The organism is Streptomyces sp. Edi4, assembly GCF_040253615.1.
Lineage (GTDB): Bacteria > Actinomycetota > Actinomycetes > Streptomycetales > Streptomycetaceae > Streptomyces.
This window is the reverse complement of the sequence record NZ_JBEJGY010000004.1, coordinates 4858989-4879731: the sequence shown is the minus strand read 5'-3', so window position 1 is coordinate 4879731 and position 20743 is coordinate 4858989. Positions and strand designations below refer to the sequence as shown.

At 70.7% G+C, this 20743-nt stretch carries 23 protein-coding genes; 12 read left to right on the top strand and 11 right to left on the bottom strand.

What is annotated here, in order from left to right; translation table 11 throughout:
• Positions 1-2: 2 nt before the first annotated feature.
• Genes ABR738_RS24175 through ABR738_RS24160 form a run of 4 tightly spaced genes read right to left on the bottom strand, consistent with a single transcriptional unit; the run spans position 3 to position 2978 of the window.
• The gene (locus tag ABR738_RS24175) at positions 3-1325 is read right to left on the bottom strand and encodes an NADH-quinone oxidoreductase subunit D (protein ID WP_350232075.1); all 1323 of its coding nucleotides are present in this window, start codon (positions 1323-1325) and stop codon (positions 3-5) included.
• A complete protein-coding gene (locus ABR738_RS24170; RefSeq protein WP_350232074.1) occupies positions 1325-2050 on the bottom strand; it encodes an NADH-quinone oxidoreductase subunit C in 726 nt (241 codons plus the stop codon). Before ABR738_RS24170 ends, ABR738_RS24175 begins: the two co-directional genes overlap by 1 nt.
• Positions 2047-2601, bottom strand: a complete 555-nt coding sequence (locus ABR738_RS24165) for a NuoB/complex I 20 kDa subunit family protein (protein ID WP_350232073.1) — start codon at positions 2599-2601, stop codon at positions 2047-2049. The genes ABR738_RS24170 and ABR738_RS24165 overlap by 4 nt, the downstream gene beginning before the upstream one ends.
• Before the next feature lie 17 nt (positions 2602-2618).
• The gene (locus ABR738_RS24160) at positions 2619-2978 is read right to left on the bottom strand and encodes an NADH-quinone oxidoreductase subunit A (RefSeq protein WP_030494815.1); all 360 of its coding nucleotides are present in this window, start codon (positions 2976-2978) and stop codon (positions 2619-2621) included.
• Between the two features lie 724 nt (positions 2979-3702).
• Between ABR738_RS24160 and ABR738_RS24155 the strand changes: the two genes are divergently transcribed.
• The 4 genes from ABR738_RS24155 (at position 3703) to ABR738_RS24140 (ending at position 6349) form a co-directional block, all read left to right on the top strand.
• The gene (locus ABR738_RS24155) at positions 3703-4527 is read left to right on the top strand and encodes a C40 family peptidase (protein WP_350232072.1); all 825 of its coding nucleotides are present in this window, start codon (positions 3703-3705) and stop codon (positions 4525-4527) included.
• A gap of 144 nt (positions 4528-4671) precedes the next feature.
• Positions 4672-5223, top strand: coding sequence for a hypothetical protein (locus ABR738_RS24150; RefSeq protein ID WP_350232071.1), 552 nt, complete (start codon positions 4672-4674; stop codon positions 5221-5223).
• A 124-nt stretch (positions 5224-5347) separates the two neighbouring features.
• Complete coding sequence (locus ABR738_RS24145; RefSeq protein WP_350232070.1) at positions 5348-5920, top strand: dihydrofolate reductase family protein; 573 nt, start codon at positions 5348-5350, stop codon at positions 5918-5920.
• A gap of 204 nt (positions 5921-6124) precedes the next feature.
• Positions 6125-6349 (top strand): DUF397 domain-containing protein, encoded by a 225-nt coding sequence (locus ABR738_RS24140; protein ID WP_350232069.1) that lies wholly within the window; start codon positions 6125-6127, stop codon positions 6347-6349.
• Positions 6350-6397: 48 nt separating this feature from the next.
• Here the strand turns inward: ABR738_RS24140 and ABR738_RS24135 are convergent, their stop codons facing one another.
• Positions 6398-6853: an ATP-binding protein gene (locus ABR738_RS24135; RefSeq protein ID WP_350232068.1), complete on the bottom strand. Its 456-nt coding sequence runs from the start codon at positions 6851-6853 to the stop codon at positions 6398-6400.
• A 244-nt stretch (positions 6854-7097) separates the two neighbouring features.
• Between ABR738_RS24135 and ABR738_RS24130 the strand changes: the two genes are divergently transcribed.
• The 3 genes from ABR738_RS24130 to ABR738_RS24120 all read left to right on the top strand — a co-directional run bounded on the left by ABR738_RS24130 (position 7098) and on the right by ABR738_RS24120 (position 8927).
• Complete coding sequence (locus ABR738_RS24130; RefSeq protein ID WP_350232067.1) at positions 7098-7949, top strand: Scr1 family TA system antitoxin-like transcriptional regulator; 852 nt, start codon at positions 7098-7100, stop codon at positions 7947-7949.
• Positions 7950-7962: 13 nt separating this feature from the next.
• Entirely contained in the window at positions 7963-8157 is a 195-nt protein-coding gene (locus ABR738_RS24125) for a DUF397 domain-containing protein (RefSeq protein WP_350234707.1), read from the top strand.
• A 413-nt stretch (positions 8158-8570) separates the two neighbouring features.
• The gene (locus ABR738_RS24120) at positions 8571-8927 is read left to right on the top strand and encodes a hypothetical protein (RefSeq protein WP_350232066.1); all 357 of its coding nucleotides are present in this window, start codon (positions 8571-8573) and stop codon (positions 8925-8927) included.
• Here the strand turns inward: ABR738_RS24120 and ABR738_RS24115 are convergent.
• Positions 8893-10176, bottom strand: a complete 1284-nt coding sequence (locus ABR738_RS24115) for a geranylgeranyl reductase family protein (RefSeq protein WP_350232065.1) — start codon at positions 10174-10176, stop codon at positions 8893-8895. The two genes, ABR738_RS24120 and ABR738_RS24115, sit on opposite strands and share 35 nt — an antisense overlap.
• 101 nt (positions 10177-10277) lie before the next feature.
• Here ABR738_RS24115 and ABR738_RS24110 point away from each other — a divergent pair, with 101 nt between their 5' ends.
• The gene (locus tag ABR738_RS24110) at positions 10278-10850 is read left to right on the top strand and encodes a GNAT family N-acetyltransferase (RefSeq protein WP_350232064.1); all 573 of its coding nucleotides are present in this window, start codon (positions 10278-10280) and stop codon (positions 10848-10850) included.
• A gap of 74 nt (positions 10851-10924) precedes the next feature.
• Here the strand turns inward: ABR738_RS24110 and ABR738_RS24105 are convergent, their stop codons facing one another.
• Positions 10925-11617, bottom strand: coding sequence for a demethylmenaquinone methyltransferase (locus ABR738_RS24105; RefSeq protein WP_350232063.1), 693 nt, complete (start codon positions 11615-11617; stop codon positions 10925-10927).
• Between the two features lie 125 nt (positions 11618-11742).
• Here ABR738_RS24105 and ABR738_RS24100 point away from each other — a divergent pair, with 125 nt between their 5' ends.
• The 4 genes from ABR738_RS24100 (at position 11743) to ABR738_RS24085 (ending at position 14930) form a co-directional block, all read left to right on the top strand.
• Positions 11743-12753 (top strand): chitinase, encoded by a 1011-nt coding sequence (locus ABR738_RS24100; protein WP_350232062.1) that lies wholly within the window; start codon positions 11743-11745, stop codon positions 12751-12753.
• A 104-nt stretch (positions 12754-12857) separates the two neighbouring features.
• Positions 12858-13382: a hypothetical protein gene (locus ABR738_RS24095; protein WP_350232061.1), complete on the top strand. Its 525-nt coding sequence runs from the start codon at positions 12858-12860 to the stop codon at positions 13380-13382.
• Positions 13383-13512: 130 nt separating this feature from the next.
• On the top strand, positions 13513-13953 hold the full coding sequence (locus tag ABR738_RS24090) for a MarR family winged helix-turn-helix transcriptional regulator (protein WP_350232060.1): 441 nt from the start codon (positions 13513-13515) through the stop codon (positions 13951-13953).
• 86 nt (positions 13954-14039) lie between these two features.
• Positions 14040-14930 (top strand): NmrA/HSCARG family protein, encoded by an 891-nt coding sequence (locus ABR738_RS24085; protein WP_350232059.1) that lies wholly within the window; start codon positions 14040-14042, stop codon positions 14928-14930.
• An 86-nt stretch (positions 14931-15016) separates the two neighbouring features.
• On the opposite strand, the gene ABR738_RS24080 is transcribed toward ABR738_RS24085, so the two are convergent.
• From ABR738_RS24080 to ABR738_RS24065, 4 genes are all read right to left on the bottom strand, one after another.
• Positions 15017-15655, bottom strand: a complete 639-nt coding sequence (locus ABR738_RS24080) for an imidazolonepropionase-like domain-containing protein (protein WP_350232058.1) — start codon at positions 15653-15655, stop codon at positions 15017-15019.
• A gap of 15 nt (positions 15656-15670) precedes the next feature.
• Positions 15671-16870 carry a cyclic dehypoxanthinyl futalosine synthase gene (gene mqnC / locus ABR738_RS24075; protein WP_350232057.1) on the bottom strand — a complete coding sequence of 400 codons (1200 nt, stop codon included), beginning with the start codon at positions 16868-16870 and terminating at the stop codon, positions 15671-15673.
• Between the two features lie 149 nt (positions 16871-17019).
• Positions 17020-17745, bottom strand: a complete 726-nt coding sequence (locus ABR738_RS24070) for a prepilin peptidase (protein ID WP_350232056.1) — start codon at positions 17743-17745, stop codon at positions 17020-17022.
• 17 nt (positions 17746-17762) lie between these two features.
• A complete protein-coding gene (locus ABR738_RS24065; RefSeq protein WP_350232055.1) occupies positions 17763-20735 on the bottom strand; it encodes an AfsR/SARP family transcriptional regulator in 2973 nt (990 codons plus the stop codon).
• Positions 20736-20743: the final 8 nt, after the last annotated feature.

The window sequence follows — 20743 nt, the reverse complement described above, 5'->3', positions numbered from 1 at the left end:
GGTCACCGGTCGACGCCTCCCATCACGGGGTCGATGGACGCGACGGCGACGATGACGTCGGCGACCTGGCCGCCTTCGCACATGGCCGCCATGGCCTGGAGGTTGGTGAAGGACGGGTCGCGGAAGTGGACCCGGTAGGGGCGGGTGCCGCCGTCGGAGACGACGTGCACGCCGAGTTCGCCCTTGGGCGATTCGACGGCCGCGTACACCTGGCCGGCCGGGACCCGGAAGCCCTCGGTCACCAGCTTGAAGTGGTGGATCAGGGACTCCATCGAGGTGCCCATGATCTTCTTGATGTGGTCGAGGGAGTTGCCGAGGCCGTCGGGGCCGAGCGCGAGCTGCGCCGGCCAGGCGATCTTCTTGTCCTCGACCATGACCGGCCCGGGCGCGAGCCGGTCCAGGCACTGCTCGACGATCCTGAGCGACTGGCGCATCTCCTCCAGACGGACCAGGAAGCGGCCGTAGGAGTCGCAGGTGTCGGTGGTCGGCACGTCGAACTCGTAGGTCTCGTAACCGCAGTAGGGGTCCGTCTTGCGCAGGTCGTGCGGCAGGCCCGCCGAGCGCAGGATCGGGCCGGTGGCGCCGAGCGCCATGCAGCCGGTGAGATCGAGGTAGCCGACGTCCTGCATGCGGGCCTTGAAGATGGGGTTGCCGGTGGCGAGCTTGTCGTACTCCGGCAGGTTCTTCTTCATCGTCTTCACGAACTCGCGCAGCTGGTCCATCGCGCCGGGCGGCAGGTCCTGGGCGAGGCCGCCGGGGCGGATGAACGCGTGGTTCATCCGCAGACCGGTGATCAGCTCGAAGAGGTCGAGGATGAGTTCGCGGTCGCGGAAGCCGTAGATCATGATCGTGGTCGCGCCCAGCTCCATGCCCCCGGTGGCGATGCACACCAGGTGCGAGGAGAGCCGGTTGAGCTCCATGAGCAGCACGCGGATGACCGAGGCCCGGTCGGGGATCTGGTCGGTGATGCCGAGCAGCTTCTCGACGCCGAGGCAGTACGCCGTCTCGTTGAAGAACGGCGTCAGGTAGTCCATGCGCGTGACGAAGGTGGTGCCCTGGGTCCAGGTGCGGAATTCGAGGTTCTTCTCGATGCCGGTGTGCAGATAACCGATTCCGCAGCGGGCCTCGGTGACGGTCTCGCCATCGATCTCCAGGATCAGCCGGAGCACGCCGTGCGTGGAGGGGTGCTGGGGACCCATGTTGACGACGATGCGTTCGTCGTCGGCCTTCACGGCGGACTGGACGACGTCGTCCCAGTCGCCGCCGGTGACTGTATATACAGTCCCCTCGGTCGTCTCCCGGGGGGACGAAGGTGACGTGGTCATCAGGTGTACGACCTCCGCTGGTCCGGAGCCGGGATCTGGGCGCCCTTGTACTCGACCGCGATGCCGCCGAGGGGGTAGTCCTTGCGCTGCGGGTGGCCCTGCCAGTCGTCCGGCATCATGATCCGGGTGAGGGCGGGATGGCCGTCGAAGACGAGACCGAAGAAGTCGTAGGTCTCGCGCTCGTGCCAGTCGTTGGTCGGATAGACCTCGACGAGCGAGGGGATGTGCGGGTCGCTGTCGGGGGCGCTCACGTCGAGCCGGATGAGCCGGCCGTGGGTGAGGGAGCGCAGGTGGTAGACGGCGTGCAGCTCGCGGCCCTTGTCTCCGAGGAAGTGGACGCCGCTGACGCCCGTACAGAGCTCGAAGCGCAGGGCCGGGTCGTCGCGCAGGGTGCGGGCGACGCGCGGCAGGTGTTCGCGCGCGATGTGGAAGGTGAGCTCGCCCCGGTCGACGACCGTCTTCTCGATGGCGTTCTCGGGCAGCAAGCCCTGCTCCTCCAGGGCGCCTTCGAGTTCGTCGGCCACCTCGTCGAACCAGCCGCCGTAGGGGCGGGAGGCGGCGCCGGGCAGCGTCACGGTCTTGATGACGCCGCCGTAGCCGCTGGTGTCACCGCCGTCGGCGGCCCCGAACATGCCCTTGCGTACGCCGATGACGTCGCCGGTGTTCTCGCGCGGGGCGGGTACCCCGCTCTGCTCGGGGGTGTCGGGAGTATCGGGAGAGCTCACCGCAGCAGCCCCTTCATCTCGATGGTGGGGAGCGCCTTGAGGGCCGCCTCCTCCGCCTCACGGGCCGCCTCCTGCTGGTTGACCCCGAGCTTGGAGCTCTGGATCTTCTGGTGGAGCTTGAGGATGGCGTCGATCAGCATCTCGGGGCGGGGCGGGCAACCGGGCAGATAGATATCAACCGGAACAATGTGGTCAACGCCCTGGACAATCGCGTAATTGTTGAACATTCCGCCCGATGAGGCGCAAACCCCCATGGAAATGACCCACTTGGGGTTGGGCATCTGGTCGTAGACCTGCCGCAGGACCGGCGCCATCTTCTGGCTGACCCGACCGGCCACGATCATCAGGTCGGCCTGGCGCGGGGAGCCTCGGAAGACCTCCATGCCGAACCGGGCCAGGTCGTAGCGGCCCGCGCCCGTCGTCATCATCTCGATGGCGCAGCAGGCGAGGCCGAAGGTGGCGGGGAAGACGGACGCCTTGCGCACCCAGCCCGCGGCCTGCTCAACCGTGCTCAGTACGAAGCCGCTAGGCAGTTTCTCTTCGAGTCCCATAAGTGCCCCTCAGCCCCTCAGTCCCATTCCAGGCCGCCGCGCCGCCACACATACGCGTAGGCGACGAAGACGGTGAGCACGAAGAGCAGCATCTCCACGAGCCCGAAAAGCCCCAGGGCGTCGAAGGTGACCGCCCAGGGGTAGAGGAAGACGATCTCGATGTCGAAGACGATGAAGAGCATCGCCGTCAGGTAGTACTTGATCGGGAAGCGACCGCCGCCGGCCGGCGTGGGAGTGGGTTCGATGCCGCACTCGTACGCCTCAAGTTTCGCCCGGTTGTACCTTTTTGGGCCGATAAGCGTGGCCATGACCACGGAAAAGATCGCAAACCCTGCCCCGAGGGCGCCGAGCACGAGGATGGGCGCGTAGGCATTCACGCTCCTCGCTCCTTCCAGTCGTCCTTGACCGTTGGACCGCACAGCGGGCCCCGCGAACCGCCCTGTCGCCCCTTCGCACGGCGCGAAGATCGCCCACATGTGAGGCAGTTCACAAGCCCGACTGCCCCGCATCTTATGCCCGGCGGTCTGTGATCTGCGACACGGGGTACGCCAACGCCTTTGTGATCTCCACCACCTGACGAAGGATCATCAAGTCGGATGAGCGGTGATCTTCATACGCGAAGCGCCTGAGTGATCACGAGACGTGACATCCCGAGGTGTTACCCCTGGTCATCGACGGTCTGGCATTATCAAGAGATGTGCGCTACAGGCAAATTGGCAGGGCAAGCGCCTTCAGTGATAAGCGCCCGGCGCTCACTCGTGCGGGGGGCTTCGGCGCCCGTCGGTGGACGCGTGCGCGCGTTCACGAGTCGCGCGGCCTCTCTCCGCCCGACCCGATCTCTTCATGCTGTGACCTGTGTCACACACCAACGCGCGGGAAATCAACGGGGCTTGGCCATCGACGTGAGGGGATGGTAAGCGCCGGGCAATTCGGGCGTTTCATGGAAAACGCAAGATCACAGGCCTGTTTGGTGCTGCCAGGTTTGTCCGTTACGGCGTCAATAAGCCCCGGCGTGAAGCGGATTCACAGTCTCCGGGGCCAACTGTGGCGCAGCACACGTTTCTTGAAGGGAACCCCGAACCCCTGATAGCGGTTATTCCCATGTCCCACACCGCTCACATACCCAGCCACCGGAAGCCCCGCCGCAGCGCCTCGAAGGTCTCGCTCCGGGCCGGAGTTGCCGGTGGCGTACTCAGCACCATCGCGCTGGCAGGCGCGGCCGCCCCCGCCATCGCCGCCCAGCCGGTCACCGAGACCATCGAGATGCCGACGCTGACGGGCGACCTCGCGACCACCGCGGCCGCCTCCGCCCAGGCCACCAAGGCGATCGCCGCCGACCTCCAGCTCCAGGCCGCCCAGGACGCCGCCGCGACCAGCGCCGCCAAGGACGCCAAGCAGGCCAAGGACGACGCCGAGAAGAAGGCCGCCGAAGCCAAGGCCAAGGCGGACGCCGAGGCCGAGGCGAAGGCCGACGCCGCCGAGCGCGCCTCCCGCTCCGCCGAGCGCACCACGCTGAAGTCGGTCGCGGCCACCTCCACCGGCACGACCTCGGTGAAGTCGTCCACCGCCACCGGTTCGGCCGCCGCCATCGTCAACTTCGCGCTGGCCCAGGTCGGCAAGGCGTACGTCTCCGGCGCCACCGGCTCCAGCGCGTACGACTGCTCCGGTCTCGTGCAGGCCGCCTACCGCCAGGTCGGCGTCGACCTGCCGCGCGTCTCGCAGGACCAGTCGGCCACCGGCACCGATGTCTCGCTGTCCAACCTCCAGCCGGGCGACGTCCTGTACTGGGGCGGCAAGGGCTCCGCGTACCACGTGGCGATCTACGTGGGCGGCGGCAAGTTCGTCGGCGCTCAGAACCCCTCCACCGGCGTCGTCGAGCGCAGCCTGGACTGGGACTCCCCCTCGGGCGCCGTCCGCGTTCTCTGAGGCGTTCAGCGGCCTTCTGAGCCGCACGCGCACCTTCCGCAAGGGCCGTCGCTCCCCCGCTCGGGAGCAACGGCCCTTCGGCGTGCCCTAATTGTGTTGAACTCTGCCCGTTTCCGGGCAGCATCCCCTATCGGGGGTGGGCATATGGACGAGCGGGTGCGGGACGCGGGACCGGGGCCGTATGAGCCGTACGAGGTGTACGCCGACGGACTCGGCATGTTCGCGGCGATCGGCATCGTGTTCATGGCGCTGGGGCTGTGGATGCTCACCGGCATCCGCCCCTGGCAGGGCCCGATCAACTGGTCCAAACTCGCCTTCGGCTGGGGGTTCGCGCTGTTCGTCCTCGGCGCCGGCGCGTTCCTGGTCGTCGCCTGCGTGTACGGGGCGCTGCGTCCGGTCATCCGCGCGGACGCGCGGGGCATACACCTCGCCACCCGGTTCGACGCGGCCTGGTCGCAGGTGCGCGAGATCGAGGTGGGCACGGTCGCGATCTGGGAGCTCGGCGACGAGGGGACGGCCGGCGGCTACGAGCACCACCGCGCGGTGTGGGTGACGCTGCACGACGGCAGGCGCCACGAATATGTCGCGCGCCGCCAGAACGGCGGCCTCTCCCCGGACGAACTGCGCACCGGTCTGTCCCGGTTCGCCGGAGAGGTCCCCGTCCGCTGGACGGACGAGGTGGAGCGGCGCTGCTGAACGGGGCGCGCGGCGGTCGATGAGTTCCGGTGTGACCCGGGGTCAGAATGCGCGTGAGCACGTCCCGGCGGCCCTGGCCGGTGCGCGCACCGTACGTATTCCGCCACGAACCCGAGGGCTTTCGATGCGCACCTTGATCAGCACCGCCTTCATCTCACTGGACGGCGTCGTGGAGGCCCCGGGCGGCGAGTCCGGTTACCGCAACGCCGGCTGGACCTTCAAGCACACCGAGTTCCTGCCCGAGGCGTTCGAGATCAAGGGCCGCGAACAGGACGAGGCCACCGCGATGCTCCTGGGCCGCGTGAGTTACGAGGCGTTCAGCCCCGTGTGGCCCGGTATGGAGGACTTCGCCGGTTACAAGGTGATGCCCAAGTACGTCGTCTCGACCACCCTCACCGAGGACGGCCTGGTGTCGGACTGGGGCGAGACCACGATCCTGCGCGGCCTTGAAGAGGTGGCCGCCCTGAAGCAGACCGACGGCGGCCCGATCATCGTCCACGGCAGCGCCACCCTGAACCGCGCCCTCTCGGACGCGGACCTGATCGACCGCTACCACCTGCTGGTCTTCCCCCTCCTGCTCGGCGCGGGCAAGCGGCTGTTCAGCACGGCGGACAAGGATGTGCGGCGGCTGAAGCTGGTGGAGTCCGAGGCGTACGCGAACGGGGTGCAGAAGAACGTGTTCGACGTGGTGCGCTGACCGGGCGGCGCGAGATCTTCGGCCGACCGGCGGCCCCCACTTGCCCTTGGGTGGCAAAGTGCCGCCCACAGACATAGCGTTGCTCGAAGGCGAGGCAGGCGGATGACGGACGGGATCAACGGGAGCAATCAGCAGAAGCCCTCCTTTTCAGGAGCCGACTCCACGTCCTGTATGCCGACGCCACCAGTGGGCAACCGGAGGACTGTGAGAACCCAGGGCGGGAGTTCAGCACCCGACAACTGGCAGAAAGCGACCGCCTCCGGTGGCGGTGGCGAGAACTGCATTGAGCTCCAGGCCGGCGCCGAAGGAGGCACGATCCGCGTCCGCGAAAGTCTGCTGCCGGATGCTGAGATCATCACCACCAGGGCCAACCTGGCGGCCTTCATCGAAGGGGTCAAGAAGGGCGAGTTCGACCACTTCGCGAAGTAGCGAGAGCGCCAGCTGCGCCGGGCAGGGCCCAGACGAGGCCCGGCACGCTCACGACACCCCCCGCCCGCCCTTGACCATGCGGAACCACACGGCCTTCGAGGTCGGCCGGGGTGCGCCGAAGCGCGTCGTGCCCCACGCGTCGGCCAGCTCGTTGACCAGCGTCAGTCCGCGCCCGCTCTCCCGGTACTCGGAATCCGCTCCGGTCGGGGCGAGCGGCGGGCGCGGCTGGTCGTCGTAGACGCGCACCGTCACCTCGACCTCGCCCAGCACGACCTCCACGTGCACGAGCCGGGCCCGGGTGTGCCGGTGGACGTTCGTCACGAGTTCGCTCGTGCAGAGCGTCGCGGACTCGACCAGCGGTCCGTGTCCGGCGACCCGGAGCAGCGCGGCCACGATCGCGCGCAGCTCGGCCGCCGCGGTGGCGCGGTTCGCGGTGGTCAGCCGGTGTGTTCTGGTGGGGGCGGATTCGGGCGGGGCGGACGGTGTTGATGCCGTGAGGGTCATGGCGTCTCTCCCAACGCGGTCAGGGCTCGCGCCGCCCACCACACGTGGCGATGGCCGTACGGTTCCTCACGCCCCAACGGGCGTACGAATGGCTGCACTTCGGGCTCCCCGGCGTGCGGCGCGGTGCTGGGAAGAAACATGGCGGTGCGTATCACTCGTTGTACGAAGTTGGCTCAAGTGAGGAGCCGGCTGGACCGTCACAGCCGAGCAGGGCCACACTGAGCACGGACAGAAGGGGAGGCAGATGCCGCCGAGGAAGGCTCCGACCGCAAGGCAACGACGGTTGGGGGCAGAGCTTCGAAAGATGCGCGAGCACGCCGGCCTCCTGCCCTCCGCCGCCGCCGAACTGGTCGGCACGGACCGCACGACCATCAGCAACAGCGAGTCGGGGCGGTTCGGGCTCAGCGGCGAGCGCGTGCGCACCTGGGCCACCCTCTACCAGTGCCCTGACTCCGCATACGTCGATGCCCTGGTGTCCATGGCCGAGGAGCGCTCCGGCGGGTGGTGGGACGACTACCGCGACCGGCTGTCGAGTGCCGCGCTCGATCTCGCCGAGCTGGAACACCGGGCCACCAGGCTCCGCAGCGTCACGATCATGCACGTACCCGGACAACTCCAGACCGAGGACTACGCCCGGGCGGTCTTCGAAGAGGCCGTGCCGCCACTGAGCCCCGTCGACCTGCGCACCCGCCTGTCGCACCGCCTGAAACGCCGCGACGTGCTCGACCGTGATGAGCCCCTGCCCTGCACCTTCCTCATTCACGAGGCAGCGCTGCGGATGCGGTTCGGCGGGCCGGACGTCAGCCGGGCTCAGCTCGACCATCTGCTCAAGCAGTCCGAGCGTCCCAACATCACGGTGCGGGTCATCCCGTTCGCGGTGGGAGGGATCCCGAACGCCGGGAGTTCCACGCTCTACGTCTATGGGCCCGTGCCACAGCTCGATACCGTGCAGATGGACACCCCAACAGGCCCGGCGTTCCTGGACGCCGAAACCCTTCTCGCCAACTACCGGGCCGTACTCGATCGCACCGAGAAGCGGTCGCTGCACCCGGTCAGGTCGCGGGACTTCATTCGTGAGATCGCTCAACAAGCATGAAGGCGTGGAGACAGTGGAAATTCAGTGGCAAAAGTCCTCATTCTCAACGGACGCGGAGGGCAACTGCCTGGAGCTCGCCAGAGTCGGAGATGAAGTCCTCCTCCGCGAGAGCGACAACGGCGACGTGATCGTGCGGACGAGCCGGCAGAAGCTCCTCGCGTTCCTCCAAGGCGCTCAGGCGGGCGAGTTCGACGCCCTCGCGAAGTAGCGCTTCCCCCCGGCCCCTCGCCCTGCGGCGGGGGGCTTTCACGTCCGTACAACGCGTTGTCACATGCCGTCTCACTCGTTAGACGTCAAACTATTGATACGCATCCGTACATAGCGCTACGTTCGCACCGCGACACCGTCCCGCATCGCCCGCTGCGGTGAGCGGGCGGTTCCAATCTCCACGCCATCACGCCTGTTGGGGGAGAGTCGCCAGCGGTTGCCCTCCCTGTCACCCCCCCGCACGGTGGGTCACGGGAGGGCTGCCCCGCCCGTCGGCAGAGAGGGATCGGATGTACGCGCCTGACCAGCAGCACGCGCAGGCGGCGTCTCCCGCCTTGGCCTGCCCCCTCGTAGAGGCAACCCCACACCTCGGGTACTGGTACGAAACCCTGCGCTACCCAACCCCCACGCCCCGTGCCCACGGCAACCCGGCTCACCATGGCGCCCACGGCATTCAGCGCCGTCCGCGCGCTGCGCTGCGAACTCCGCGCGGCCCACGTCTTCGCGGTCAGCGCGCGCGAGTCACGCCGGGCGATCGACTGGGCCGACGCCGGCTACGTCGCCGCGGCGGCCCCCCTCTGCCGGGGGCGGGGCATCGGGTTCACCCTCCCCCTCCGCACCGGAGAGATCGCCGAGTGGCACATCCGGCCCCTGCCCTGCCTCCAACTCACCGCGCCCGAGTGGTGCGAGGGGGCCGGGTCGCCCCCGGCCCCCTGCCTGGTCCCGGAGGGCCAGGTCACGCCTTCGGCGCGACCTTCGACAGCCCGTTGATGATGCGGTCCATCGCGTCCCCGCCCGTCGGATCCGTCAGGTTCGCCAGCATTTTCAGGGTGAACTTCATCAGGAGCGGGTGGGTCAGGCCGCGCTGGGTGGCGATCTTCATGACCTTCGGGTTGCCGATGAGCTTCACGAAGGCGCGGCCCAGCGTGTAGTAACCGCCGTACGTGTCCTTGAGGATCTTCGGGTAGGCGTGCAGGGCCAGTTCGCGCTGGGCGGGGGTCGCGCGGGCGTGGGCCTGGACGATGACGTCCGCCGCGATCTGGCCCGACTCCATGGCGTACGCGATGCCCTCGCCGTTGAACGGGTTGACCAGGCCGCCCGCGTCGCCGACCAGCAACAGGCCCTTGGTGTAGTGCGGCTGGCGGTTGAAGGCCATCGGCAGGGCCGCGCCGCGGATCGGGCCCGTCATGTTCTCCGGGGTGTAGCCCCAGTCCGCCGGCATGGACGCGCACCACGCCTTCAGGATCTCGCGCCAGTCCAGCTCGCGGAAGGCGGAGGAGGAGTTGAGGATGCCGAGGCCGACGTTGGACGTGCCGTCGCCCATGCCGAAGATCCAGCCGTAGCCGGGGAGCAGCCGGTCCTGCGGGCCGCGCCGGTCCCAGAGTTCGAGCCAGGACTCCAGGTAGTCGTCGTCGTGGCGGGGCGAGGTGAAGTACGTCCGTACGGCCACGCCCATCGGGCGGTCCTCGCGCCGGTGCAGGCCCATCGCCAGGGAGAGCCGCGTGGAGTTGCCGTCGGCCGCCACCACCAGCGGGGCGTGGAAGGTGACCGGGGTCTTCTCCTCGCCGAGCTTGGCGTTGACGCCGATGATCCGGCCGGTGCGCTCCTCCAGGATGGGGGCGCCGACGTTGCAGCGCTCGTAGAGGCGGGCGCCCGCCTTCTGCGCCTGGCGCGCCAGCTGCTCGTCGAAGTCGTCACGCTTGCGGACGAGTCCGTAGTCCGGGTACGAGGCGAGATCCGGCCAGTCGAGCTGGAGCCGGACACCCCCGCCGATGATCCGCAGACCCTTGTTCCGCAGCCAGCCGGCCTCTTCGGAGATGTCGATCCCCATCGAGACGAGCTGCTTGGTGGCGCGCGGGGTCAGACCGTCGCCGCACACCTTCTCGCGCGGGAAGGCGGTCTTCTCCAGGAGCAGCACATCGAGTCCGGCCTTGGCCAGGTAGTACGCGGTCGTCGAACCGGCCGGGCCGGCGCCGACGACGATCACGTCGGCGGTGTGTTCGGAGAGCGGCTCGGTCACAGCGGGATCTCCCGAAGACTCGAATTTGCGTGCCGAGAAGCACAGGACCCATGCAGTCTATGGGTGGCCGTTGATCGACATCGCGAAGGGTTGCCCCCGCCATGAGCACTGTGTCCACCGAGTCAGCCGAGTCCGCCGAGCCCGCCCGGTCCGGCGCCCCCGAGAAGCCCCTTCCCGTCGTACGGCTGCGCGTGCCCACCGAGGAGGACGCGTACGAATGGCACCGCGTGTTCGACGACCCCGACGTGATGGAGTTCCACGGCGGACGCCCGGCCGAGGTCTCCGTGTACGAGGAACTGACCGCCCGCCAGCGCAAGCACGACGCCGAGCGCGGATTCTGTCTGTGGACGCTCCTGGACGAGGACGACACGGTCATCGGCTTCACCGGCGCGCAGCCCTGGCCGCTCGACGACTGGGGCCCGGTCGGCGAGATCGAGATCGGCTGGCGCCTCGCCCGCGCCCACTGGGGCCGGGGCTACGCGACGGCGGCGGCCCGGGCGACCCTGGCCCGCGTCCGCGCCGCCGGTGTGCCGCGCGTGGTGGCGATGGTCCATCCCGGGAACGTACGTTCGGTGGCGGTGACCGAGCGCCTGGGGATGACGCTGTCCAGGACGTACCCGTCGTCGCCGCTGGGGGTGGACGCGCTCTGCTTCCGCCTGGAGCTGGATGCCTGACCCGGGCCCGGCCGGGCTGGATCTGAGTGCCTGGCGCCGGCCCGGTCCGCGCCTGGACCGCGCGCCCGGCCTGGCTACGCCTTGAAGCCCCGGTGCAGCGCCACGATTCCGCCCGTCAGGTTCCGCCACGCCACCTTGGACCAGCCCGCCCCCTGGAGCCGCGCCGCGAGCGCGTCCTGGGCGGGCCAGGCCCTGATGGACTCCGCGAGGTAGACGTACGCCTCCGGGTTGGAGGACACCGCCGTCGCGACGGGCGGCAGCGCGCGCATCAGGTACTCCGTGTACACCGTCCGCAGCGGCTTCCAGGTCGGCTGCGAGAACTCGCAGATCACGACCCGCCCGCCCGGCTTGGTGACCCGGTGCATCTCGCGCAGCGCGGCGTCGGTGTCCTGCACGTTGCGCAGCCCGAAGGAGATCGTCACGGCGTCGAAGGTGTCGTCACGGAAGGGCAGCTTCGTCGCGTCGCCCGCCGTGAACGGCAGGTGCGGCTGGCGCCCCTTGCCGACCTTGAGCATGCCGAGCGAGAAGTCGCAGGGCACGGTGTACGCCCCGGCCGCCGCGAAGGGCAGCGAGGAGGTGGCCGTGCCGGCCGCGAGGTCGAGCACCTTCTGCGCGGGGCGCGCGTCGACCGCCTTGGCGACCTCCTTGCGCCACAGCCGGGCCTGGCCGAGGGAGAGCACGTCGTTGGTGAGGTCGTAGTGTGCCGCGACGTCGTCGAACATCGAGGCGACTTCGTGCGGCTGCTTGTCCAGGGATGCGCGGGTCACGCCGCCCATTCAAGCAGTACGGGGCCGAGCACCGGCCGCCCGGCCCTCACCGGCACAGCGGGGCCACGTACATTCTCCTTTCGGTGCCACGGGGGCGCACATACATGAGAGCGGGTGCACACGACATGCGGAGTTTCCTGAGGGTGCCGGTCGCGGGGGCCGGTGTCCTGGCCGCGCTGCTGTGCGCGGGGTGCGGTGCGGACTCAGCCGCCCCGAAGGCCCGGGACACCCCGGCCGCCCCCGCCGCGACCGGCCCGCTGACCACCACGTACTCCCCCTATGTCAGCGCCACCACCGCCGCGCCGACCGACGCCGTCGGCTCCCCCGCCGTCTACAACCTGGCCTTCGTGATCGCCCACGGCAGCACCTGCCGCGCGGTGTGGGACGACGACACCGCGATCGTGGACAGCGACGTCAAGGACCGGGTGGCCGCGCTCAAGAAGGGGGGCGCATCGGTGCGGGTGTCGTTCGGCGGGCAGGCCGGCAAGGAGCTCGCGCTCACCTGCCGCACCCCGGACCAGCTGGCCGCCGCCTACGGCTCCGCGCTGGACGCGGCCGGCGCCGCCGAGGCCGACTTCGACATCGAGGGCGCCGCGCTGACCGACGCGGCCGCCCTGTCCCGGCGCGCCGAGGCGATAGCCCTGCTCCAGAAGCGGCGCACCCTGAAGGTGACGTTCACGCTGGCGGCGATGCCGACGGGGTTCACGCCCCAGGCGCTGGCGCTGCTCACGTCGGCCAAGGAGCACGGCGTGACAGTCTCGGCGGTCAACGCCATGACGATGAACTACGGCACGTCGTTCGGCGGGAACATGGGCGACTACGCGGTACGGGCGGCGACGGCCGCGCAGACCCAGCTCAAGCAGGCGCTCCAGCTCTCCGACCGGGCGGCCTGGCAAGGGCTCGGGGTGACACCGATGATCGGCGTCAACGACGTCAAGGGCGAGACGTTCACGCTCGCGGACGCGGCGAAGGTGCGGAAGTTCGCCCGGGACAAGGGGGTGGGGCGGGTGTCCATGTGGGTGACGTACCGCGATCAGAAGTGTGCCGGCGGCGTCAACACCTCGGTGGCGCAGGCCAGTTGCAGCGGCGTCGACCAGGAACCGGGCGCCTTCGCGAAGGCGCTGTCCCAGGCCTGAGCCCGGGCACGCCGCGGAGCGCGCGGGGAACTGCGCGATCAGCTCTCTCATCGTGAACGACCCCTCGGATAGGGTGACGCGACAGTTCGGAGGGGGAGCGGAAGATGACGAGGCAGGCACTGCGAGCGGTGGCCATGCTGGGCCTGTCCGGGGTGCTCATCACGGGATGCGGCGATTCTGGAAGCGGCAATCGCGCGGACCGGCCCTCGGCCTCCCCCTCGTCGTCCAGTGGATCGGTCTCGGCGAAGGCGGAGGTCGCCCAGAACGTGAAGCTCGCTGTCGAGGAGGGCATCTCGGCGGATGAACAGCGGTTCGGTTCAGGTACGAATTCGCCCTGCGCGACGTCCTCACCTCAGATGTTCACCGCGAAGTGCAAGGCAGCGGCCGACGCCACCTCCAAAGCCGCCGACCAGGCCTTGCGCGAGATCAACGGGCGCAAGGGATTCGCGACGCTCGATTCCGTTGCCCGGAAGCTCCAGGTCGCTGTCCGAACCTACGGAACCCTGGGATGTGCCACGGGCCCGACGGCGGCGGACACCCGCAAGGCATGCCTGGAGCCGGCCGCTGTCATCGCGCAGGGGTTTCCGGAGTTGCGGGACGGGGCCAATCTGGGGCTCGCCGGTAAGTAGCCTCCTCGGCAAAGACGCGGGGAACCAGGCCGACGGTCCACCTGGCCCGCGACCGCGTGCACCTGAACGAAGTGATCACCGGCCCGCGACGAGTAGGCTGATCGTTCGACTTCGGACCGGGGAGACCGGCGTGGACTATGGCGACAAACTCTTCTGGCTCTCGGTCGTGATTCAACGCAAGTACGCGCAGATCTGCGCCGAGTTCGACCTGACCCCCTCGCAGGCCACGCTGCTCTGCGCAGTCAGGAACGAGCCGCGGCAGATGGCTGACCTCGCCGCGTCGTTGGGTATGACCAAGAACGCGTTGAGCCAGCTGGTCGATCGCACCGCGCGGCGCGAGTTGGTCGGCCGGGCAAGCTCGGCGCAGGACCGACGGGTCGTCATGCTCAGTGCTACGCCCGCGGGGAAGGTGCTCGGCGAGGCCATTTACGCCGAGGTCGCCAAGCGCCTGCCCGAGATCGCGAGGAACCTCGACGCCGACGACCAGCGCGACTTCGAGCGCGTGGCCACCGCCATCGTGGACACCTCGGACCTCTCTTCGCCCACCCCGAACCCACCCATCACACCGTGAGGTGATCCCGCCACACCCGCACCTTGACGACGTTCACGCCATGAACTAATTTCATTCATGGCATGAACTACTTAGGGGTGGAAGCGATGAGCACACGGACGACCGGCACGATCGCGGTCTTCGGCGCGACGGGGCAACAGGGCGGGGCGGTGGTCGACGCGCTGCTGGACCACAAGGCGCGGGTGCGGGCCCTGGTCCGCAACCCGCAGTCCGACCGGGCTCGGGCGCTGGCCGCCCGCGGCGTCGAGCTGGCGGCCATCCGGGCCGAGGACCCGGCGTCGCCGGCCGCCGCGCTGGCGGCGGTCGAGGGGTTCTACTTCATGACCCCGGAGGCGAACAGCCTCGAAGAGGTCGAGGCGGAGATCCGCGTCGGTACCGCGCTCGTCGACGCGGCGGTCGAGGCGGGCGTCCCGCACGTCGTCTTCAACTCGGTCTTCGGCGCGGACCGGGAGTCGGGTGTGCCGCACCACGACTCGAAGCACTGGATCGAGGAGCGCCTGAGGAAGTCCGGCCTCAGGGCCTCGATGGTTCGCGCGACCGCCTTCATGGAGAACTTCGCGAGCGTGTTGGCGCCGAGCCTGGAGCACGGGGAGATCGTGCTGAGGATGCCGCTGCCGGAGGACGTCGCCCTGAAGATGATCTCGGTCAGGGACATCGGCCGAGTCGCCGCCGCGCTCCTGCTCGGCACCGCGGAGGCGCCCGGCGGAGCCGTCGAGCTCGTCGGCGACGAGCTGACGGGCCCCCAGATCGCCGCGGCGTTCGGCGCGCGCGCCGGGCTTCCGGCACGGTACGAGGTCCTCCCGTTGAGCGTGCTTCCCAACGACCTCGACAAGGTGATGTTCCGCGAGTTCGCGAACGCGGGCAAGTACCCCTCGGACCTCGCGGTGGTGCGCGCGATCGAGCCGGCCACCCTGGATCTGGTCGAGTGGATCAGAGTCACCGGCTGGAGCGCGCCCACAAACGTGGCTGTTTCCTGAGCCGCCGCCGGCCGCGATGAACGCCCCGCGATCGGGCTACTTGGAACGCGATCGGGCCATTCAGAACCGGGGCTTGGAAGCAGGCACTAGGCGCGCCGGTGCAGCAGCCGGCCGCCGATGACGGTGGCGACGCAGGTGCCGGCTCCTCGCGCGCGCAGGGCCTCCTCGTCCGGCGCCGCGAAGACCGCGAACCGGGCGGGGCCGCCCACCGTGAGTGGGGCCCGGAAGGCGGCGGCCGGCGCGGTGTCGGCGAACGGGTCCAGGGTGGCCGGCCCCGCGCCGTCGGCGGCGCCCGGCAGGACCTCAAGTCCCGCCCGGCGTACGGCACTTCGCACCGAGGGGGTGGTCAGCGACCCCGTCACCGCCACCACGCCGCGCGCGAGCAGCTTCTGGGTGCAGCGGCGGGCGCTGTTGCCCCGGCGGGACTCGCCCGGCGCGAGCGCGGCGAGGGCGGCCCCGGTGAGCGGTTCGCTGCCGAGCTCGTCCACCTCGAAGGGGTCGTCCGGGAAGTAGGTGTGCTCGAACAGGGCCGTGCCGTGCCGGTTGACCAGGCCCGGCGTGAGCGTCCCCGGCCAGCGGCGGACGCGCGCGGCGGGATGGGCCGCCGCCAGGTCCTCGTACCGCCCGATGGCCGCGATCCGGCCGCCGTCGACGAGGACCGCGCCGCCAGGAACCGGCTCGCGGTCCCCGGGCAGCAGCAGTTCGGCGGCGTGCAGCGTCAACACCTCCGGAACACAGCCTCAGTTGGCGGAGAGGAGCTTGAGCTCGGGGTGGGCGGTGCCGCCGGCGATCGCGGTGGAGGAGATGTGCGACTGGACGCGCGCGTCGAGGGGGTCGTTGGCCGGGTCGTCGTGCACCACAAGGTGCTCGTAGGTGGTGGAGCGCTGGGCGGGCACCCGGTCGGCCGTGCGGATCATGTCGATCATCTCGCGGAGGTTCGAGCGGTGCTTGGCACCGGCGGAGGAGACGACGTTCTCCTCCAGCATGATCGAGCCGAGGTCGTCCGCTCCGTAGTGCAGGGTGAGCTGCCCGGCCTCCTTGCCGGTGGTCAGCCAGGAACCCTGGATGTGGGCGACGTTGTCGAGGAAGATGCGCGCGATGGCGATCATGCGCAGGTACTCGAAGATGGTCGCCTGGGTGCGGCCCTTGAGGTGGTTGTTCTCGGGCTGGTAGGTGTACGGGATGAACGCGCGGAACCCGCCGGTGCGGTCCTGCACGTCGCGGATCATGCGCAGGTGCTCGATGCGCTCGGCGTTGGTCTCGCCGGTGCCCATGAGCATGGTGGACGTCGACTCCACACCCAGACGGTGCGCGGTCTCCATGATCTCCAGCCACCGCTCGCCGGACTCCTTGAGCGGCGCGATCGCCTTGCGCGGCCGCTCGGGCAGGATCTCGGCGCCCGCCCCGGCGAAGGAGTCGAGCCCGGCGGCGTGGATGCGGCTGATGGCCTCCTCCACGCTCACCTTCGAGATGCGGGCCATGTGCTCGACCTCGGAGGCGCCCAGCGAGTGGATCACCAGCTGCGGGTAGGCCTTCTTGATCGCCGCGAAGTGCTCTTCGTAGTACTCGACGCCGTAGTCGGGGTGGTGCCCGCCCTGGAACATGATCTGCGTGCCGCCGAGCTCCACGGTCTCCGCGCAGCGGCGCAGGATGTCCTCGAGGTCACGGGTCCAGCCCTTGGCGGTGTCCTTGGGAGCGGCGTAGAACGCGCAGAACTTGCACGCCGTCACACAGACGTTGGTGTAGTTGATGTTCCGCTCGATGATGTACGTCGCGATGTGCTCGGTGCCGGCGTAACGCCGCCTGCGCACCGCGTCGGCGGCGGAGCCGAGCGCGTGCAGCGGCGCGGAGCGGTAGAGGTCGAGCGCTTCCTCGGGGGTGATCCGCCCACCCGCGGCGGCACGGTCGAGAACGGACTGGAGGTCGGCCTTCTCAGTCACCGGGGGTGTCCCTTTCTGGGGGGTTTCGAATCTGGGGGTACGGCGCGAAGCGCCTCGTTCAGGGTGGTGGTGGGGACGGGCGGGCGGACCGATCCAGCGTACGCCAGGGGGCGGGGGCGGGTGTGCGGGGGCCGTCGCGTGGCCTGGCCCTATGCGGTGAGGCCGCCGAGCAGCAGGCCGCCGAAGGCTCCGGCGATGAGGAACGGGCCGAGCGGGAACGCGGTCTTGCGTCCGGCCCTTCGGAACACGACGAGTCCCATCCCGTACACCGCGCCGAGGACGAGACCGAGCAGCGCCCCGGCGAACAGGCACGGCCAGCCGTACCACCCGAGCGCCACGCCGAGCCCGAGCGCGAGCTTCACGTCACCGAAACCGAGGCCCGCCGGATTGATGAGGAACAGCACGAAGTACCCGCCGCCGAGCGCGAGCCCGCCGAGCAGGGCGGCCCCCCAGGAACCCGCGTGCCCGGGAAGGAGCGCGGCGAGCCCAAGCAGCAGGGCGCCGGCGGCGGCCAGCGGCAGGGTGAGCAGGTCGGGCAGTCTGCGTACGGCCAGATCGACCAGGGCCAGCAGTACCGCGAACGGCGCGAGCAGGAGCCAGACCGCCAGTTCGGGGCGCGGCCCGGTGGCGGCGGCGAGCGCGGCGCACACGAGCGCGGTCCCCGACACGGCGTACAGGACCCGGCCGCTGGCGGCGTCCCCCTGGCAGTCACGGCAGCGGGCGGGGCCGAGCCACCCGGCGATCGGATGCCCGGCCGGGCAGGCCGCGCGCCAGGGCTCGTCGGGTTCGACGGAGAGCCGGTGCAGGGCGCGCGGCAGCAGGTATCCCGCGCCGGCGCCCCACCCGGCGGCCACGGTGGTCAGCGTTGCGTTCACGGGACCAAGAGTGCCCGTCAGCCCGCGGACGCCGCGGCGGGCCCGGCGTCACCGCGCCAGGCCGGGAGGAGTTCGTCGAGGAGGGCGGCGGTGCGCGGGGGCAGGCCGCGCGGTCCACTGCGCGCGGTGAGCTCACCGACCAGCGCGCGCAGACCGTCCTGGTCGCCGCTCTCGTGCGTGGCCCGCAGGAGCTCGTTCCACAGCCGCTCGTCCGACGGGGAGCTCGCGAGGGCGGTGCGCAGCACACCGATGGCCTTGCCCGGCGTCTCCTGTTCTCGGTGGTGGGCACAGAGCGCGAGTGCCACATCGGCCACCAGGAGCGGGAGTTGGGTGTCGATGATCTCGTGGCCGAGCCAGCCGTAGCGGCCCTCGGCCCGGTCGGCCAGCAGCGGGCCGCGCACCAGGCCGAGCGCGTCGGTGAGCAGCCGTTCGCGCACCGAGGCGCGCCGGGCGCCCCGTCCCTCGGTCGCCTCGTAGTGCAACGAGCGCAGCACGTCGAGGTCGGAGACGACGGAGGGGGCCAGGGTGAGCCGGCCCCGGGCGTCGGTACGCAGCCGGGGCGAGCCGTCCTCGTCGGTGCCGAGCCAGTCGCGCAGCCGCCCGAGCAGGGCGTCGCGCACCTCGTCGGTCACCCCGCGCGGCCACATGGCGGAGGCGAGGACGAGCGGGTGCACGCCCTCGCGGTGCAGGAGCAGCAGGGCAAGCGCCTCGTGCAGCAGGGCGCTCCGCTCGTCGTCCGGCGCGTCGAGCCCGATGATCTCGTACGTTCCGACCAGGCGGGCGTAGACGGCGGGGCGGCCCCGCTCGGTGATGTCCACGAGGAAGGCGTGAGTGGCGGGGGCCGGGTCGTCGCCGTCCGGGCCGGGCATGGTGTCGGCGGTGGCGAAGAGGCGTACGACCGCGTCGTGCACCTCGGCGGGGAGCAGTTGCGCGGTGAGTTCGAGGCCGAGCAGGGGCGCGGTCAGCCGGCCCTCCCCGGTGACCTCCAGGTCCCAGGCGGCGCCCAGCTCCGGCGCCGCCGCGTCGACGCCGACCAGGCAGCCGATGCCAAGACGCCCGGCCCCCGCGGTCAGTTCGGCGAGCGCGGCCGCCTCGGCCTGGGTCGGGGTCTCGGCGATCATCACCAGGTGCGGGGCCCAGCGGGTGTGCTGGGCCGGTCCGGTGCGCCCGGTGAGGACCGAGTCGTGACCGGCCGCGCCGAGTGCGGACCGGCGCTGCTGGATCTCCGCGCCGAGGTCTTCGATGAGCACCGCCACGGATTCGAGGTGGCGCAGCCGGGTCGGGGCGAGGGCACCCAGTTCGCGGCCGAACCCGACGACGGTGACGGTCATGCGGTCGGACCAGCCGCTGGTGGCGAGTTCGGCCGCGACCGATGAGAGCACCGCGGCGCGCGCACCGGCCGGGCCGCTGAGCGAGACCGGGCCGGGGGCGGCCTCCAGGTTGAGGAGGAGCCGGGCGCCGTCGAGCGTGCCGAGGCTGACCAGGCCGGGGTAGGGCGCCGCCGCGGTCTCGGGCGTCATGTCCTGATAGCCGGAGGCCGCGGTGCGCTCAAGGCGCCACACGGTGGCGTCGCGGCCCTGCTGCCAGGGGGCGGGCGGCTCACCGGACGGCTGGGCCAGCTGGAGGTGCAGCTCGGTGGCCGTGAACCAGGCCGCGTACACCACGGGCAGCGCACGGCCGGCCTCGTCGAGGGACGCGGCGAGGCCGCGAAGCGCCAGGTCGAGGAAGCGTACGGCCTCCGGGTCGGCGCCGATCAGCAGGGCGTCGTGGACGTCGGCGTCGGCGCCACTGGGCACCGGGGGCTCCATGCCGCGCCGTCCCGCTACGGCCGTCATCGCGGACTGCCACAGCGCCATGCGGCGGCGCCGGCCGAGCGCTCCGAGCACGCCCGCGGCGAGCAGCGGCGCCCCGATGAGCGCGTCGGCGAGCCCGAACCCGCTGTCCGACGAGGACGCGGTGGTGTCCTCGTGGGCCTGTTCCGCCGCCGGGGCGGGCGTGGGGGCCGCGACGGCCGGGGCCTGCTGTTCCGGTACGGCGCCGGGGGGTGCGGGCGTCTCGGCCGGCCGCGCCCCGACTGCCTGGCCGGCGGGCTGCGCGTGGCCACCGGACTTCGCGTACTCGGCTATCTGCCGCTGGAGTTGGGGCGAGGCCTTGGGCGCCTGGACCGGCATCTCGACCAGGTCGCCGCCGTGGGCGTCGGCCGGCATCTCCATGATCCAGCCCGGCCGGATGAGGCTGGCCTCGGACAGTTTGGTGCCGTCGGGCTGCACCCGGTCCTTGTTGAGCTGGTAGATCTCGTGGTAGCGCCGCCCGTCCCCGAGGTGGCGCTCGGCGACCTCCCACAGCGAGTCGTGGTGGCGTCCCTCGGGCGGCTGGATCCGGTAGAACTTGGTGGCTCCTTCGGCCGCCGCCCCGTCCTGCGTCTCGGCCGCGTGGTGCGCCTGCGCCGCCGCCTGCTTCTGCATCGCCTCCGCGACGGTGGCCGCCTGGTGCTGTCCCGGCAGTTGCTGGGCCGCTGCGACGGTCGGCCTGCTGGTGTGCTCGATCTGCTGGCCGTGCCCGAGCCCCGGCGTGAAGCTGGCGGCGGTGGCCGTGATGAGCAGCACCGCCGCGATCAGCTGACGCGCGAGCAGTTGACTGGGGCCCGCGCCCGGCACCCGCGAGGGCAGCCCGACCCCGGACACGGCGGCCTTGACCTCCACGAGCACGCACGCGGCGAACTGCGCCCAGGCCAGCCACACGACCAGCGTGAGGATCTTCACGAACACGTTCACGGAGATCTGCTGGCGCACCATGTCGAGCGAGGGCATCCGGTGCGGCAGCGGCCACCCCACGCTCGCCACGAGCGCCGCGGGCACACCCACCACGAGCCCGAGCAGCGCGACGAAGGCGAGGAACGCCTTGGCGAAGTCACCGGGCGTACGCCGGCGCGGCAACGGCTGCGGCGTCCGGTTCGCCGGACCCGCGGGGCGGGAGGGGGTGCGTGCCATGGGGTGGG

What these genes read in the sequence shown, in the direction of transcription:
- ABR738_RS24165 (WP_350232073.1), bottom strand. Translation starts at nt 2,601, where the DNA reads ATGGGACTCGAAGAGAAACTGCCTAGCGGCTTCGTACTGAGCACGGTT.
- ABR738_RS24100 (WP_350232062.1), top strand. Translation starts at nt 11,743, where the DNA reads ATGCGGAGTTTCCTGAGGGTGCCGGTCGCGGGGGCCGGTGTCCTGGCC.
- ABR738_RS24065 (WP_350232055.1), bottom strand. Translation starts at nt 20,735, where the DNA reads ATGGCACGCACCCCCTCCCGCCCCGCGGGTCCGGCGAACCGGACGCCG.
- ABR738_RS24155 (WP_350232072.1), top strand. Translation starts at nt 3,703, where the DNA reads ATGTCCCACACCGCTCACATACCCAGCCACCGGAAGCCCCGCCGCAGC.
- ABR738_RS24095 (WP_350232061.1), top strand. Translation starts at nt 12,858, where the DNA reads ATGACGAGGCAGGCACTGCGAGCGGTGGCCATGCTGGGCCTGTCCGGG.
- ABR738_RS24130 (WP_350232067.1), top strand. Translation starts at nt 7,098, where the DNA reads ATGCCGCCGAGGAAGGCTCCGACCGCAAGGCAACGACGGTTGGGGGCA.
- ABR738_RS24150 (WP_350232071.1), top strand. Translation starts at nt 4,672, where the DNA reads ATGGACGAGCGGGTGCGGGACGCGGGACCGGGGCCGTATGAGCCGTAC.
- ABR738_RS24110 (WP_350232064.1), top strand. Translation starts at nt 10,278, where the DNA reads ATGAGCACTGTGTCCACCGAGTCAGCCGAGTCCGCCGAGCCCGCCCGG.
- ABR738_RS24135 (WP_350232068.1), bottom strand. Translation starts at nt 6,853, where the DNA reads ATGACCCTCACGGCATCAACACCGTCCGCCCCGCCCGAATCCGCCCCC.
- ABR738_RS24085 (WP_350232059.1), top strand. Translation starts at nt 14,040, where the DNA reads ATGAGCACACGGACGACCGGCACGATCGCGGTCTTCGGCGCGACGGGG.
- ABR738_RS24145 (WP_350232070.1), top strand. Translation starts at nt 5,348, where the DNA reads ATGCGCACCTTGATCAGCACCGCCTTCATCTCACTGGACGGCGTCGTG.
- ABR738_RS24175 (WP_350232075.1), bottom strand. Translation starts at nt 1,325, where the DNA reads ATGACCACGTCACCTTCGTCCCCCCGGGAGACGACCGAGGGGACTGTA.